The sequence below is a fragment of the Streptomyces mirabilis genome (assembly GCF_018310535.1).
Taxonomy (GTDB): domain Bacteria; phylum Actinomycetota; class Actinomycetes; order Streptomycetales; family Streptomycetaceae; genus Streptomyces.
Genome location: NZ_CP074102.1, coordinates 2725199 through 2740683, shown reverse-complemented (window position 1 = coordinate 2740683; position 15485 = coordinate 2725199). Strand labels below are relative to the sequence as shown.

General features: G+C 71.4%; 7 protein-coding genes. 4 read left to right on the top strand and 3 right to left on the bottom strand.

The window, feature by feature from the left end:
• Positions 1–42: 42 nt before the first annotated feature.
• The gene (gene moeZ / locus SMIR_RS11875; protein ID WP_168495323.1) at positions 43–1221 is read left to right on the top strand and encodes an adenylyltransferase/sulfurtransferase MoeZ; all 1179 of its coding nucleotides are present in this window, start codon (positions 43–45) and stop codon (positions 1219–1221) included.
• Positions 1222–1400: 179 nt separating this feature from the next.
• On the opposite strand, the gene SMIR_RS11870 is transcribed toward moeZ, so the two are convergent.
• The 3 genes from SMIR_RS11870 to SMIR_RS11860 form a co-directional block, all read right to left on the bottom strand.
• Positions 1401–2948: an alpha/beta hydrolase gene (locus SMIR_RS11870; protein ID WP_212726973.1), complete on the bottom strand. Its 1548-nt coding sequence runs from the start codon at positions 2946–2948 to the stop codon at positions 1401–1403.
• A gap of 137 nt (positions 2949–3085) precedes the next feature.
• Entirely contained in the window at positions 3086–4630 is a 1545-nt protein-coding gene (locus SMIR_RS11865) for an alpha/beta hydrolase (protein WP_168495327.1), read from the bottom strand.
• Between the two features lie 98 nt (positions 4631–4728).
• Complete coding sequence (locus SMIR_RS11860; RefSeq protein WP_212726972.1) at positions 4729–7527, bottom strand: lysylphosphatidylglycerol synthase domain-containing protein; 2799 nt, start codon at positions 7525–7527, stop codon at positions 4729–4731.
• Between the two features lie 186 nt (positions 7528–7713).
• On the opposite strand from SMIR_RS11860, the gene SMIR_RS11855 reads away from it, so the two are divergent.
• The 3 genes from SMIR_RS11855 to SMIR_RS11845 all read left to right on the top strand — a co-directional run bounded on the left by SMIR_RS11855 (position 7714) and on the right by SMIR_RS11845 (position 15476).
• On the top strand, positions 7714–8079 hold the full coding sequence (locus SMIR_RS11855) for an MGMT family protein (protein ID WP_168495331.1): 366 nt from the start codon (positions 7714–7716) through the stop codon (positions 8077–8079).
• Positions 8080–8381: 302 nt separating this feature from the next.
• Positions 8382–11777, top strand: a complete 3396-nt coding sequence (locus SMIR_RS11850) for an ATP-dependent helicase (protein ID WP_212726971.1) — start codon at positions 8382–8384, stop codon at positions 11775–11777.
• 123 nt (positions 11778–11900) lie between these two features.
• A complete protein-coding gene (locus tag SMIR_RS11845) occupies positions 11901–15476 on the top strand; it encodes an ATP-dependent helicase (RefSeq protein WP_212726970.1) in 3576 nt (1191 codons plus the stop codon).
• The last annotated feature ends 9 nt before the right edge of the window (positions 15477–15485 follow it).

Genomic DNA, 15485 nt, shown 5'->3' with positions numbered 1-15485 from the left:
GGGGAGAACAACCGTAGTGATTGACCGACCAACGGAGTCCCCGTGTCGCTGCCACCCCTGGTTGAGCCAGCTGCTGAGCTCACCGTAGACGAGGTCCGCAGGTACTCCCGCCACCTGATCATCCCCGACGTGGGCATGGACGGGCAGAAGCGGCTGAAGAACGCCAAGGTGCTGTGTGTGGGCGCCGGCGGCCTCGGATCGCCGGCGCTGATGTACCTGGCCGCCGCGGGCGTGGGCACGCTCGGCATCGTGGAGTTCGACGAGGTCGACGAGTCGAACCTGCAGCGCCAGATCATCCACAGTCAGGCAGACATCGGCCGCTCCAAGGCCGAGTCGGCCCGTGACTCCGTGCTGGGCATCAACCCGTACGTGAATGTGGTCCTTCACGAAGAGCGGCTCGAGGCCGAGAACGTGATGGACATCTTCAGCCAGTACGACCTGATCGTCGACGGCACGGACAACTTCGCGACCCGCTACCTGGTCAACGACGCGTGCGTCCTGCTCAACAAGCCGTACGTGTGGGGCTCCATCTACCGCTTCGACGGCCAGGCCTCCGTCTTCTGGTCCGAGCACGGTCCCTGCTACCGCTGCCTCTACCCGGAGCCCCCGCCGCCGGGCATGGTCCCCTCCTGCGCCGAGGGCGGCGTGCTGGGCGTGCTGTGCGCGTCCATCGGCTCCATCCAGGTCAACGAGGCGATCAAGCTTCTCGCGGGCATCGGTGAGCCGCTCGTCGGCCGCCTGATGATCTACGACGCCCTCGAGATGCAGTACCGCCAGGTCAAGGTCCGCAAGGACCCGGACTGCGCGGTCTGCGGCGAGAACCCCACCGTGACCGAGCTCATCGACTACGAGGCCTTCTGCGGTGTCGTGTCCGAGGAGGCCCAGGAGGCGGCGGCCGGCTCGACGATCACTCCCAAGCAGCTCAAGGAGTGGATCGACGACGGCGAGAACATCGAGATCATCGACGTCCGCGAGATCAACGAGTACGAGATCGTCTCGATCCCCGGCGCCAAGCTGATCCCGAAGAACGAGTTCCTCATGGGCACCGCCCTGGAGACCCTTCCGCAGGACAAGAAGATCGTCCTGCACTGCAAGACGGGCGTCCGCAGCGCGGAGGTCCTCGCCGTGCTGAAGTCCGCGGGCTTCTCGGACGCGGTGCACGTCGGCGGCGGCGTGATCGGCTGGATCAACCAGATCGAGCCGGAGAAGCCGGTCTACTAGGCGCCGGCGTACCAGGCGTACGGCTTTTCGGGAGGGGCTCGGCACCGCGTGTGCCGGGCCCCTTTCCGTTGGCCGGTCCCTCGCGGGCCGGTGGTTCGACGGCCGTGCGTCCGTGCGTCGGGTCTTCGCCGGCCGGGTGGGCCCGGGTACAGGCCCGCGTCCGTCCGCCGCACCCGCCACTACGACGCGCAGACCTTCCCGTCCTTCGGCACCGTCCCGTCCAGCAGATAGCTGTTCACCGTGGAGTCGACACACTCGCTCCCACTCCCGTAGGCGCCATGGCCCTCGCCCTTCCAGGTGAGCTCCACTCCGACGCCCTTGCCCAGCTCGTCGGCCATTCTGCGGGCGCCCTCGTACGGAGTCGCGGGGTCCCCGGTGTTGCCGACGATCAGGATGGGCGCGGCGCCCGGCGCGCTGACCTCCGGGTTGTCGTACTGGCCGGCGACCGGCCAGTCGTGGCACCAACCCGCGGTGTCCCAGCCCATGAAGTCCCCGAAGACGGGCGAGATCTTCTCGAACTCGGGCAGCAGCTTCTTCGTCTCCGCGGGAGTCGGCCGCTGCTTGTCGTCCAAGCACGATATGACCCGTTGGGAGTGGGTCGTCGTGCCGTAGTGCCCGGAGGAATCACGGTCGTTGTAGCCGTCGGCGAGGGCCAGCAGCCCCGAACCGTCACCGTCCTCGGCGCCCTTGAGCGCATTGGTCAAGCGGGGCCAGCCCTCCTTGCTGTACAGGGGCAGGACGATGCCGGTGAGCGCCAGCGTCTGGGTGAGCTTGCGGCCGTCGGCCGTCGGCAGGGGGTTCGCGTCGATGCGGTTCAGCAGGTCCACGATCTTCTGGGAGCCCTGCTTGGGGTCCTGGCCGGTGGACTTGAGGTAGTCGTCCAGGGCGCGCTGGAAGCCCAGGGTCTGGTTCTTGGCGTGGCCGACCGTGTCGGCGCTCGGGTCGACGACGGCGTCGAGCACCAGACGGCCCACGTTCTTGGGGAACAAGTGGGCGTACACGCCGCCGAGTTCGGTCCCGTACGAAAAGCCGAGGTAGTGCATCGTCCCGTCGCCGAGGACCTGGCGCATCAGGTCCATGTCGCGGGCCGTGTCGGTCGTGGAGACGTGTGACAGCAGCTTTCCGACGGCCTTCGCGCAGCCCTTGCCGAAGTCGGCGGCGTCCTTGAAGTACGCGGTCTCCTCGGCCGCGTCGTCCGGGGTGGCGTCCACGGACTCGGCTGCCTGGATCGCCTTGTCGCTGCGACAGCGCACGCCCTCGCTGGCGGCGACGCCGCGCGGGTCCCAGCTCACCAGGTCGTAGCGCTCGTGGAGCGGGCCGACGGCACTCTCGTACGACGGCATCGTGTCGACGCCCGAGCCGCCGGGACCGCCGAAGTTGAACAGGAGTGAGCCGATGCGCTTGCTCTGGCCGCCGGTCGCCTTCGAGCGGATCAGTGCCAGGCCGATCGTCTCGCCGTCCGGCTTCGCGTAGTCCAGCGGCACCTTGAGCGTCGCGCACTGCCAGCCACTGCCCGGCGCGGAGGAGCCCTTGCAGTGGCCCCAGTCGAGCTTCTGTGAGGTGAGCGAGGCGGGCAGCCCCGAGGCGGTGCCGGAGGAAGGTGCCCCGGCCGACGGCCGGCCGCTGTTCTTCCCCTCGTCCTTGCCGTCCCCCGACGAGCCGCTGCCGCAGCCTGCCACCAGCAGCGTGGCGGCCGCCGCGGCCGTCCACCGTGCGAAACGCGTCATGAACTTCCCCCCTCGCCCGTGGTCCGCCGGATGTCGCGGATCACATGCAGGCCATGGTAGGCGCCCGCGGCCGGCGCCGCGGAGGCCTGTGGATAACCGTTTGACCTGCACTTTTCTTGGTGCGGATGGCGTTGGTTCTAGCTGCAGACGGTTCCCGCGGGCGGTACGGTCCCGTCCAGCAGATAGCCGTTCACCGCGTTGTGCACGCACTTGTTCCCGCTGTCGTACGCGCCGTGCCCCTGACCCTTGTAGGTCAACTCGACGCCGACTCCCTTGCCGAGCGCGTCCACCATCTTCTTCGCGCCCTGGTACGGCGTGGCCGGGTCGCCGGTGTTGCCGACCACGAGGATCGGCGCCGCACCGGTGGCGCTGACGTCCGGGTGGTCGGCGGCGCCCGGGACGGCCCAGTTGGTGCAGCTGAGCATGCCCCAGGCCAGATAGTCGCCGAACAGCGGTGAGGCGGCCCGGAACGCCGGCAGCCCGGCTTGCACGTCGGAGATCGTGTACCGCGGTTTCTCGTCGGCGCAGTTGATGGAGACGTTGGCCGCGTAGAGGTTGCTGTACTGGCCGTTCTGGTTGCGCCCGTTCATCGAGTCGGACAGCAGCATCAGTGTCTTGCCGTCACCGCTGTACGCCTGTTCCAAGCCCTCCGTCAGGTACTCCCAGAAGTCCTTGGAGTACAGCGCCTGCGCGATGCCGTTGGTGGCCTCGGTCTGGGTGAGCTGGCGTGGGAAGACGCCGGGGATGGGCTTGCTGTCCAGGTCCTTGAGGAGTTTGGCGATGCGGTCCTTGACGTCCTGCGGGGTGTCGCCGATCGGGCAGGGCTCGGTCTTCGAGGTGCAGTCGGTGGCGAAGTTGTCGAGCGCGAGCTGGAAGCCCCTGGCCTGTCCGAGCGCGCTCTGTTCCGGGTTCTGCGTCGGATCGACGACCGCGTCGAAGACGGCGCGCCCCACGTTCTTGGGGAACAAGTGGGCGTAGACGCCGCCGAGTTCGGTGCCGTACGAGATGCCGAAGTAGTGCAGCTTGGCGTCGCCGAGCACTTGGCGCATGAGGTCGATGTCGCGGGCCGCGTCGGTGGTGCGCACATGGGGGAGGGTCCGGCCGGAGTTCTTCTCGCAGGCCGCGTTGAACGTCTTCGTGTTGCTGAGGAGGTTCTTCTGCTCGGCGGTGTCGTCGGGGGTGGCGTCCTGCTGGAAGAACACGTCGAGCCGGCTGTCGTCCTCGCACTTCACGCCCGCGCTGCGGCCGACCCCACGCGGGTCGAAGCTCACCAGGTCGTAGCGGGTGCGCAGCTTCGCGTAGTCCTCGCCGAAGGCGGGCAGTGTGTTGACGCCGGAGCCGCCGGGGCCGCCGAAGTTGAAGATGAGGGAGCCGATGCGTTTGCTCTGGTCGCCGCTCGTCCGCGCCCGGATCAGCGCGATCCCGATGGTGTCGCCCTTGGGATCGGCCCAGTCGAGGGGTGCCTTCATGGTGGCGCACTGCCACTGTGTGCCGCCCGGCAGGGGAGAGGGGGCGTTGCCGCCGCCCTCGGACTCGGCGGGGGCCGGGCAGTCCTTCCAGCTCAGCGTCTGGGCCGGCAGGTCCTCGCTCTTCGAGTTGTCGCTGCAGCCCGCCAGCACGGCGGACAGCACAGCGACGGAGAGGGCCAGCGCAGCGGCGCGCGGCGGAGACGGGTTCGGCATGCTCCCCATCCTGCGGTCGTGCTGGGCGGGGCGCTCGGGGCGCGGGCCGTGCGGGTGAGGGCGCGCGGGGGCTCGTGAGGGAGGGCCGGCGCGGGGCTCTAGAGGGCGCCCTTGCGGGTCAGGTGGTTGAAGAACAGCCAGCCCGGAAGCACCGGAAGCCACAGTGTCAGCAGCCGGTACAGCAGCACCGCGGGGGCGGCGACCTCCTTGGGGAGCCCCACGGCGATCAGACCGACCGTGAGGGTCGCCTCGACCGCGCCGACGCCGCCGGGGGTCGGCGCCGCGGAGCCGAGCGCGTTACCGGCGAGGAAGACGACGGCGACGCTGGCGAGGCTGAGCGTGGTGGGCTGCTGGTGGCCGAAGGCGCGGATCGACGCGTCCAGGCACATCACGAAGCAGGCGGTCAGCAGCAGCATGCCGCCGATGCCGGTGATCAGTTTCTGGGGCCGCTGGAGCACGTCGAGCATGCGCGGTACGACGCCCGCGAACAGCGACCTCACGCGCGTGCTGACGAATTTGCGCAGGAACGGCACCGACGTCACGACGAGTACCAGTACGGCGACCGTCAGCAGACCGGCGATGACCGTGCGGGAGGGCGACAGGGACGGCGTCTTCTCGGTGCCGGTCAGATAGCCGAAGGACAGCAGCATCAGGATGTGGCAGCCGAGCCCGAACAGCTGGGACGCGCCGACACTCGCCACCGCGAGCCCCGGTCGCACCCCCGCACGCTGCAGGAAGCGCGTGTTGAGGGCGACACCGCCGACCGCGGCGGGCGCCACGATCTTCACGAACGAGCCGGCGACCTGCGCCGCGACGGCCCGCATGAAGGGCACCCGCTCCGGTACGAAGCCGAGCAGCGCCATCGCCGCGGCGAAGTAGCTCAGCGCGGAGAACAGCACGGCCGCGGCGACCCAGCCCCACTGGGCGTTGTCGAAGAGGGTCCCGAACTCGATGTGGGTGAGCTGCGTCAGCAGGAAGTACCCGCCGATGGCACCGGCGATGAAACTCATCAGCGTGCGCGGCCGCACCCGCTCCAGGCGGGCCGGTTCGACCGGCGCCTGCGGGCGGATCCGCAGCACCTGGTGGCGGATCTGGGTGAGGAGATCCTCCTCGCGTGCTTCGTCCAGTGCCTCGTCGATCGCCCGCTTCTCGGCCCGCTGTTCCGCGCGTACGGCCTTCTTGCCGGGCTTTTCCACCGCGGCCTCGGCGTGCTGGGTCTGTTCCGCGCGGGCGAGTTTGTTCTGCCGGGAGGCTTCCAGGACCGCGTCGCGTTCGCGATGTGCGCGCTCCCGGGCCAGCTTGCGCAGCGTCGCGCGGGTGGAGCGGGTCAGTGCGATGGGCTGCAGCAGCGGCAGGCAGTCGGCGATCGGGTCCGGGCCGAGCACACCGACGGCTGATGCCACCGTGCGCTCGGCGCCGACGCGCAGCCCCAGCGTGGTCAGCAACTGGGCGATGTCCATGCGCAGCAGCAGATCGCCGGCCGCGATCTCACCGCCGCGCAGATCGGTGAGGATCACCGTGCCGGAACGATCCACCAAAATCGCGTCACCCGCGAGCCTGCGGTGCGCGATACGTCGCGACTGAAGTGCCTGCACCTGGTGCCAGGTGTCGCGCAGGAGATCGTCCGTGATGAGTTCGTCGGGCAGCGAGTCCAGGGTGCGCCCGCCGGTGTGCTCGTAGACGAGCATCACGGCGTCCGGACCGAGCTCGGAGGTCGCGATCAGCTTCGGGGCGTTGGCCCCAGCCGCGATGGCCGCGTACGCGAGGAGCGCCTCCTGCTCCAGGGCCTGGCGCAGCGACTGGAGACTGCGACGGGTGGCGAGGCCGCGCAACGTCAGGTTGCGCCACACGCGGTAGAAGAAGCCCTGGGCCTGCTGCTCACGGTCGACCACCGTGACGTCCAGCGGCGGGCCGTCCTCCAGGGTGACGAAGTAGCGCCGACCGCGGTCGCCGTTCTCCGTGGTGTCGGGCGTGTCCTCGCGGGCCGCGCTGACGGGGTGGAAGCCGACGTGCCGCAGGCCCGCCATGAGCGTCCGCCCGGTCGGACGCACATTCGGCGAGCCGACCGCGTACAGCGTCCCGTACGCGACGCTCCAGCCGATCAGCACCGTGAGGATGATCGAGAACGGCGTGGTGTAGCCGGTGACCAGCATGGAGAAGGCGTCGAGGAGCAGCACCACCCACAGCACCGCGCGCCAGCGCGGTCTGCGGGACATCCCGACGGCAGTCATGTACGCGATGACCGGCGCCAGATAGCCGTGCACCGGGTCGGTCAGGGCATGGATGTCACCCGGCGAGGGCTGGGTGAGCGCCTCCTGGATGGAGCTCGGGGCGCCCTTGGCGACCCACAGGTCCGTGGCGAGTGTCACTCCGTGCGCGAGGACCGCGGCCAGCACGCCGTCGGCGATGCGCAGCCCGTCCCGCTTGATCAGCCGCTCGATCGCGAAGGCGACCGGCACCAGGAGGATCGCGATGCTCGACGCCAGACCCGCGATCTTGATCAGCAGATCGGGTGCCTGGCCCGTGCCCTTGTTGATGTCCTGTTCGAGTCCCGAGGTGGTGCCGTGCGCGAACGCGGCGATGGCCAGCAGCACGGCGATGGCGAGGACGCCGACCATGAGCCGCATCAGATCGGACGGACGGTGCACGCGCGCGGGCAGCAGCGGTTCGTCGCCCTCGACCTCGTCGTTGTGGACCTCGTCGCCGCAGTCGTCCTTCGGATCGAGCCGCTTCTGGGCTCGTCCGTGGGTGTCAGGAACGGGTTCTTCGTCCACCGTCGTCGTGGGCTCGTCCGCCGCCTCGCCCAAGTCCTTCGGGTCGGTGTCGCCGGTGTCCGGACGCGACGAGGCCGCGGAGGTGCTCTCCGCGTCTTCGGGGTGCACGCCCTGCTGCCTCATCGTCTCTTCTTGATCTCGTATCACCAGTCACCGCCCGCACGATGGTGGCATGCCCCACCGACACACGGGGGCATCAGGGTGCAAATACGGGGGCGCACAGTCTGCCCGAAGTGCGCCTTCGTGGCGAGGGATACGCACAGTCACCGACTCGTGGCACTGTCGGTGGGATGGGGCAGGATGGGGCGGATGAGCGAGGAGAGCCTTCCGACGGATGTCCTGCCGGAGTACGCGGAGCGGGTCCTTGAGGTCGCCGACTCGATCCCGCCCGGGCACGTGATGACGTACGGGGACGTCGCCGAGTGGCTGGAGGAGGGCGGACCGCGCCAGGTGGGCCGGGTGATGGCCCTCTACGGAGGAGCGGTCCCGTGGTGGCGGGTCGTCCGCGCGGACGGCGCGCTGCTCCCGGGCCACGAACTCGAGGCGCTGGGCCACTACCGCGACGAGGGCACGCCCCTGAAGGAGGCGAGCAGGGCCTCCGAGGGGCATCTGCCGCGCATCGACATGAGACGGGCACGATGGGACGGCGGCGAACGCGCGCAGGGTCACACCTGACAGCTTCCGGCATCGGACGGGGCGATGGGGAACCTGTGGCCCGTACGGGGGAAACGGGGCACATCCGTGACATGCCGTACGTTCGAGAGCCGGGGGACGCACGTGGTGTGAGGGAAGAAGGGGAAGCCCTCCTTCCACGGTGCTCACCGGCGTAGCGTCGACGGCACGCGTCCCGCTCACCCCGCGGCCACCACTCTGAACGCGCGGTGCTCCTCCCACCCGTCGCCCGACCACCACCCCTCAACGACGGCGCCCCGCGCCGGCAGTGATATCCCGCACAACCTCCAGGACCGGCGAACCACGTGAGCTCCTCTTCTTCCACCAGGCGCCTGTCGCACCCCCAGGTGCGGCAGGGGACCCACGGCGCGTACCGACTGGTGCGTACCGCGCCGGTCCGAGTGGGGCCCCCTCGTCTGGACGCAGAGCAGCGCGCGGTGGTTGACCATGACACGGGCCCGCTGCTCGTGCTGGCCGGCCCCGGCACCGGCAAGACGACCACGCTCGTCGAGTCCGTCGCGGCCCGGATCGCGCGGGGCGGCGACCCGGAACGCATCCTGGTGCTGACGTTCAGCCGCAAGGCGGCCGTCGAGCTGCGCGACCGCATGGCGCTGCGCATAGGGGCCGCCCGCGCCCCCCGGGCGACCACCTTCCACTCGTTCTGCTACGCCCTGGTCCGCGCCCACCAGGACAGTGACCTGTTCGTGGAGCCCCTGCGGCTGCTGTCCGGACCCGAACAGGACGTGGCGGTGCGCGAACTGCTCGCGGGCCAGCCCGACCTGGAGCGGCTCGGCCTCGCCCATGTCCGCTGGCCGGACGAGCTGCGCGCCTGCCTGACCACGCGCGGCTTCGCCGACGAGGTCCGCGCGGTACTGGCACGTAGCCGTGAACTGGGCCTGAGCCCCGACGCCCTGACCGCCTTCGCCCGGCGCATCGGCCGCCCCGACTGGGGAGCGGCCGCCGCCTTCCTCGCCGAGTACCTGGACGTTCTCGACCTCCAAGGAGTGCTCGACTACGCGGAACTCGTCCACCGCGCGGTGCTGCTCGCCGGGCGTCCGGGCGTCGCCGAACGTCTCGCCGGACAGTACGACGCCGTCTACGTGGACGAGTACCAGGACACCGATCCCGCGCAGGTCCGGCTGCTGCACGCCCTCGCCGGCGGCGGCCGCAACCTGGTCGCCTTCGGTGACCCCGACCAGTCGATCTACGCCTTCCGGGGTGCGGACGTGAACGGCATCCTGGACTTCCCCGACGCCTTCCCGCGCGCGGACGGCCGTCCCGCGCCGGTCGAGGTGCTGCGCACCTCCCGCCGCTCCGGCGCCGCCCTGCTCACCGCCACCCGCCTGATCACCCAGCGCATGCCGCTGACCCGACTTCCGGCGGAGAAGGTACGCGCCCACCGCGGGCTGTCTCCGGTACGGGACGGCGGCGCCGTCGAGGTCTACACGTACCCGACGGCGGGCACGGAGCTGGACAACATCGCGGACATCCTGCGCCGCGCCCACCTGGAGGACGGCGTCCCCTGGGGCGACATGGCCGTCCTGGTGCGCGCCGGCTCCCGCACGATCCCGACGATCAGGCGGGCGCTCACCGCGGCGGGTGTGCCGCTCGACATCGACGGCGACGACCTGCCGCTGCGGCACGAACCGGCGGTGACGCCTTTGCTGACGGCACTGCGAGCGGTGGCACGCGCGGAGTCGGGTACGGCCGCGCCCTCCGGCGGTGACAGTGGCGTACGCGAAGACATCGACGTAGCTGAGGATGCCGACACATCTGAAGACGCCGACGTACCTGAGGATGCCGACGCGCAAGCCGCGCCCTGGCTCGACACCGAAACCGCGCTCACCCTGCTCGCCTCGCCCCTCGCGAGCATGGACGCGGCCGATCTGCGGCGCCTGGGGCGCGCGCTGCGCGAGGAGGAGCGCGCCGCGGGCAACCACGTACCGCCGCCCTCCGACGAACTGCTCACCCGCGCGCTGGCCGAGCCGGAGCGGCTCGTCGCGCACGACCCGGCGTACGCCCGGGGAGCCCAGCGCCTCGGCGCGCTGCTGCGCAAGGCGCGGGAGCGCCTGGCGGGCGGCGGGACGGCCGAGGAGGCGCTCTGGGACCTCTGGGAGGGAACACCGTGGCCGCAGCGCCTGGAGCGGGCCGCCCGGCGCGGTGGCGCGGCCGGACGCAACGCCGACCGCGACCTCGACGCCGTCTGCGCGCTGTTCGCGACCGCGGCCCGCGCCGAGGAACGCACCGGCGGGCGCGGTGCCCTCAACTTCCTGGAGGAGATCGAGGCCCAGGACATCGCCGCCGACACTCTCACCCGCAGGGCGGTGCGCCCCGCCGCCGTACGCCTGATGACCGCGCACCGCTCCAAGGGCCTTCAGTGGCGCGTCGTCGTCGTCGCGGGCGTCCAGGAGGGCCTGTGGCCGGACCTGCGCCGTCGCGGCTCCCTGCTGGAGGCCGACCGCATCGGACGCGACGGCCTCGCCGAACCCCTCACCCCCGGAGCGCTCCTCTCCGAAGAGCGCCGTCTGTTCTACGTGGCCGCCACACGCGCGCGTGAACGCCTGGTCGTCACCGCCGTGAAGGCCCCCGCCGACGACGGTGACCAGCCCTCCCGCTTCCTCACCGAACTCGGCGTCGAACCCAGGGACGTCACCGGCCGCCCCCGCCGCCCGCTGTCCGTCGCCGCCCTGGTCGCCGAACTGCGCGCCACCACGGTCGACCCGCGGGTCTCGGACGCCCTCCGGCAGGCCGCGGCCCACCGCCTGGCCAAGCTCGCCGCCCTCGGCGACGAGGACGGCCGCCCCCTCGTGCCGTCGGCGCACCCCTACCGCTGGTGGGGCATGTACGAGCCGACCGAGAGCAAGGTGCCGCTGCGCGACCGCGACCAGCCCGTCGTGCTCTCCGGAAGCGCCCTCGACCAGCTCGCCAACACCTGCGCCCTGCAGTGGTTCCTGGGCCGCGAGGTCAAGGCCGACGCGCCCGCGACCGCCGCCCAGGGCTTCGGCAACGTCGTGCACGTCCTCGCCGACGAGGTCGCCTCCGGACGCACCCCCGCCGACCTCGCCGTCCTCATGGAACGTCTGGACTCCGTGTGGAACGCGCTCGCCTTCGACGCGCCCTGGAAGTCCGCGCAGGAGAAGGAGCACGCGCGCGTGGCGCTCGAACGCTTCCTGAAGTGGCACGTCGACTCCAACGGCGTCCGTGCGGGACGTGTGCCGGTGGCCAGTGAGCACGACTTCGACGTGACCCTGGAGGCGGGCGACTACGAAGTGCGCATCCGGGGCTCCATGGACCGTGTCGAGACGGACACCGAGGGCCGCGCCTACGTGGTCGACTTCAAGACCGGCAAACATGCGCCCAGCGCCGCGGAGGTGGCGCACCACCCGCAGCTCGCCGTCTACCAGCTCGCCGTCCGTGAGGGGGCCGTAGACGACACCTTCGACGGCGTACGCCCCGAGCCGGGCGGCGCGGAACTCGTCCAGCTGCGCCAGGGTGCCGCCAAGAAGAACGGCGGCGAGACCCTCCCCAAGGTGCAGGCCCAGGAGCCCCTGGAGGGCGAGTGGGTCGGCGACCTGCTGGCCACCGCGGCCGGGAAGGTCCTCGACGAACGGTTCTCCCCGACCACGGGACAACACTGCACGCACTGCGCTTTCCGGGCATCGTGCAGCGCTCGGCCCGAGGGACGCCACGTGGTCGAGTGAGGGGCCCAAGAGGACGTCACGTCAGCGAGTGACGTACGGCACCACACGTGTTGACCAGCACTTCTTCCGTCCCGGCGGCCGATGTGGCCTCCGCTGTCAGTGGGCGCCGCTAGCCTCTCCGACATGCCCGCCCCTATCACCGACCCCGAGCAGCTCAAGGAGCTCCTCGGCATCCCGTTCACCCCGGAGCAGACGGTCTGCATCACCGCACCGCCCGCCCCGCAGGTGATCGTGGCCGGAGCCGGATCGGGCAAGACCACGGTGATGGCGGCACGCGTGGTGTGGCTCGTCGGCACCGGACAGGTCGCCCCCGAGCAGGTCCTCGGTCTCACGTTCACCAACAAGGCGGCGGGCGAACTCGCCGAGCGGGTCCGCAAGGCACTGATCAAGGCCGGAGTCACCGACCCGGACGTGATCGACCCCGACAACCCGCCGGGCGAGCCGGTGATCTCCACCTACCACGCCTTCGCGGGCCGCCTGCTGACCGACCACGGCCTGCGCATCGGACTCGAACCGACCTCCCGCCTGCTCGCCGACGCCACCCGCTACCAGCTCGCCGCCCGCGTACTGCGCGAGGCCCCGGGACCGTACCCGGCGCTGACCCGCTCCTTCCCGGACCTCGTCGGCGACCTCCTCACACTCGACTCCGAACTCGCCGAGCACCTCGTACGGCCCGAGGACCTGCGCGCCTACGACGCCGAGCTGCTGCGCTCCCTGGAGGGCGCCAAACTCACCAACGCCGATCTGCGGAAGGTCCCCGAGGCGGCCGCGGCCCGGCGTGAACTGACCGAGCTGGTGGGCCGCTACCGGTCGGCCAAGCGCGAGCGCGACCTCCTCGACTTCGGCGACCAGATCGCCCTCTCGGCCACCCTGGCCCGCACCCGCCCCGAGGTCGGGGAAATTCTCCGCGACGAGTTCCGGGTGGTGCTGCTGGACGAGTACCAGGACACCTCGGTGGCCCAGCGCATCCTGCTCGCCGGACTCTTCGGCGGCGGCACCGGCCACCCGGTGACCGCGGTCGGCGACCCCTGCCAGGCCATCTACGGCTGGCGCGGCGCCTCCGTCGCCAACCTCGACGACTTCCCCGAACACTTCGCACACGCCGACGGCCGCCCCGCGGCCCGCCAGGCGCTCAGCGAGAACCGCCGGAGCGGCGGCCGCCTCCTCGACCTCGCCAACGGCCTCGCGGAGCCCCTGCGCGCCATGCACGAGGGCGTGGAGGCCCTCCGCCCGGCCCCAGGAGCCGAGCACGACGGCCAGGTCCGCTGCGCGCTGCTGCGTACCCACGCCGAGGAGATCGACTGGCTCGCCGATTCGATCGCCCACCTCGTACGCACCGGAAAGGCGCCCGGCGAGATCGCCGTGCTGTGCCGTACGGCGGGCGACTTCGCCGAGATCCAGGGCGCGCTCGTCGCCCGGGACATCCCGGTCGAGGTGGTGGGCCTCTCCGGGCTGCTGCACCTGCCTGAGGTCGCCGACCTCGTCGCCGTCTGCGAAGTCCTTCAGGATCCCGGGGCGAACGCCTCCCTGGTCCGCCTGCTCACCGGCCCCCGCTGGCGGATCGGCCCGCGCGACCTCGCCCTCCTGGGGAGGCGCGCCCGCCTGCTCGTGTCCCACGCGCGCGTGGGCGCCGACGAGGACATGGACCGTCGGCTCGCCGCGGCCGTGGAGGGGGTCGACCCGGCCGAGGTGATATCGCTCGCCGACGCCCTCGACACGTTCCTGGAGATGCCCATCGAGGCCGAAGGGGACGACGACGGGCTGCCCTTCTCGCCGGACGCGCGGGTGCGGTTCGCGCGGCTCGCCGCCGAGCTGCGCGACCTGCGCCGCTCGCTCGCCGACCCCCTGATGGACGTCCTGCACCGGGTGCTCGCCGTCACCGGCCTCGAGGTCGAGCTCTCCGCGTCCCCGCACGCGCTGGCCGCCCGCCGCCGAGAGACCCTGTCGAACTTCCTCGACGTCGCCGCGTCCTTCGCCGCGGGCGACGGCGAGGCCACCCTGCTGGCCTTCCTCGGCTTCCTGCGCACCGCCGCCCAGTACGAGAAGGGCCTAGACAATGCCCTGCCCGGCGGCGAGAACACCGTCAAGGTGCTCACCGCGCACAAGTCCAAGGGCCTGGAGTGGGACGTCGTCGCGGTCCCCGGACTCGTCACCGGCACCTTTCCCAGCGGCCAGGGCCGCGAGAAGTGGACCGCCCAGGGCAAGGTCCTGCCGCATGAGCTGCGCGGCGACGCCGACACGCTCCCCGAGATCGCCACCTGGGACGCCAAGGGCATCAAGGCCTTCCACGAGGCCATGAAGGACCACCAGCACACCGAAGAGCTCCGCCTCGGCTACGTCACCTTCACCCGCCCCCGCTCGCTCCTGCTCGGTTCCGGCCACTGGTGGGGCCCCTCCCAGAAGAAGCCGCGCGGCCCTTCGGACTTCCTGCACGCCCTCTACGATCACTGCGCCGCCGGACATGGCGAGATCGAGGTCTGGGCCGAGGAGCCCGCCGAGGACGAGGAGAACCCCGCCCTGCGCGAGGCGGCAGCCGACCACGCGTGGCCGCTCCCGCTCGACGACTCGGCACTGGCCCGCCGCCGCGCCGCCGCCGAGACCGTACTCGCCCATCTGGAGCGCGTGGCGTCCCACGAAGAGCCCCACCCCGGGGCGGAGGGAGCCGGGCACGCGGCCGACCACGACCCCACCTCGTACGACGATCCGGACTGGCCACCCCCGCCCGAGGACGACGACCCCGCGTACGACGACGTGGCCTACGGGGACGACGACTTCCCCGACGGGGACGACTCCGACTGGGACTCCTGGTCGACCGACCGCCCCGAGGACCGGCCGACGCGACCCCCGCAGGACCGCCCGACGGTCCCGCACCAGGCATCGGCTCCGGGGGCTGGCCCGCACCCTGCGAAACCGCACCCTGAGGAACCGCACCCTGAGGAACCCGCGCCTCTCACCCCGGAGGAGGCCCGCACCCTCGTCTCCTGGGACCGCGACCTCGACGCCCTCACCGGAGAGCTCCTGCGCGCCCGCGCGAGCTTCACCGACGTCCCCCTGCCGGCCTCGCTCACCGTGACGCAGCTCATGCGCCTGGCCGCCGACCCGGACGGCTTCGCACAGGAGCTCGCGCGCCCCATGCCACGCCCCCCACAGCCCGCCGCGCGCCGCGGAACGCGCTTCCACGCCTGGCTGGAGTCCCGCTTCGAAGAGCTGCGGCTGCCGATGCTGGAACCGGAGGAGCTGCCAGGCAGCGACGCCGAGATCGCCGACGAACGCGACCTGGAGGAGCTCAAGGACGCCTTCGAGCGCACTCCCTACGCGCACCGCACCCCCCACCGCGTCGAGGCACCGTTCCAGCTCGCCATCGCGGGACGCGTCGTACGGGGCCGGATCGACGCCGTCTACCGGGCGGAGGACGGCGCCGGCACGACGTACGAGATCGTCGACTGGAAGACCAGTCGCACCGGCACCGCCGACCCCCTCCAGCTCGCCCTGTACCGCCTCGCCTGGGCCGAACAACAGGGCGTGCCCCTGGAGTCCGTCAAGGCCGCGTTCCTGTACGTCCGCAGCGGTGAGGTGGTCCACCCGGACGAGCTCCCGGACCGCGCGGCACTGGAACGACTGCTCACACAGGACCCGGCGGACCCACAGGAAGCGTCTGCCGGGGATCCGCCGGACGAACACGCCTCCGTGGGCGGATAGGCTCGTGAG

What these genes read in the sequence shown, in the direction of transcription:
- SMIR_RS11870 (WP_212726973.1), bottom strand. Translation starts at nt 2,948, where the DNA reads ATGACGCGTTTCGCACGGTGGACGGCCGCGGCGGCCGCCACGCTGCTG.
- SMIR_RS11865 (WP_168495327.1), bottom strand. Translation starts at nt 4,630, where the DNA reads ATGCCGAACCCGTCTCCGCCGCGCGCCGCTGCGCTGGCCCTCTCCGTC.
- SMIR_RS11855 (WP_168495331.1), top strand. Translation starts at nt 7,714, where the DNA reads ATGAGCGAGGAGAGCCTTCCGACGGATGTCCTGCCGGAGTACGCGGAG.
- SMIR_RS11860 (WP_212726972.1), bottom strand. Translation starts at nt 7,527, where the DNA reads ATGAGGCAGCAGGGCGTGCACCCCGAAGACGCGGAGAGCACCTCCGCG.
- SMIR_RS11845 (WP_212726970.1), top strand. Translation starts at nt 11,901, where the DNA reads ATGCCCGCCCCTATCACCGACCCCGAGCAGCTCAAGGAGCTCCTCGGC.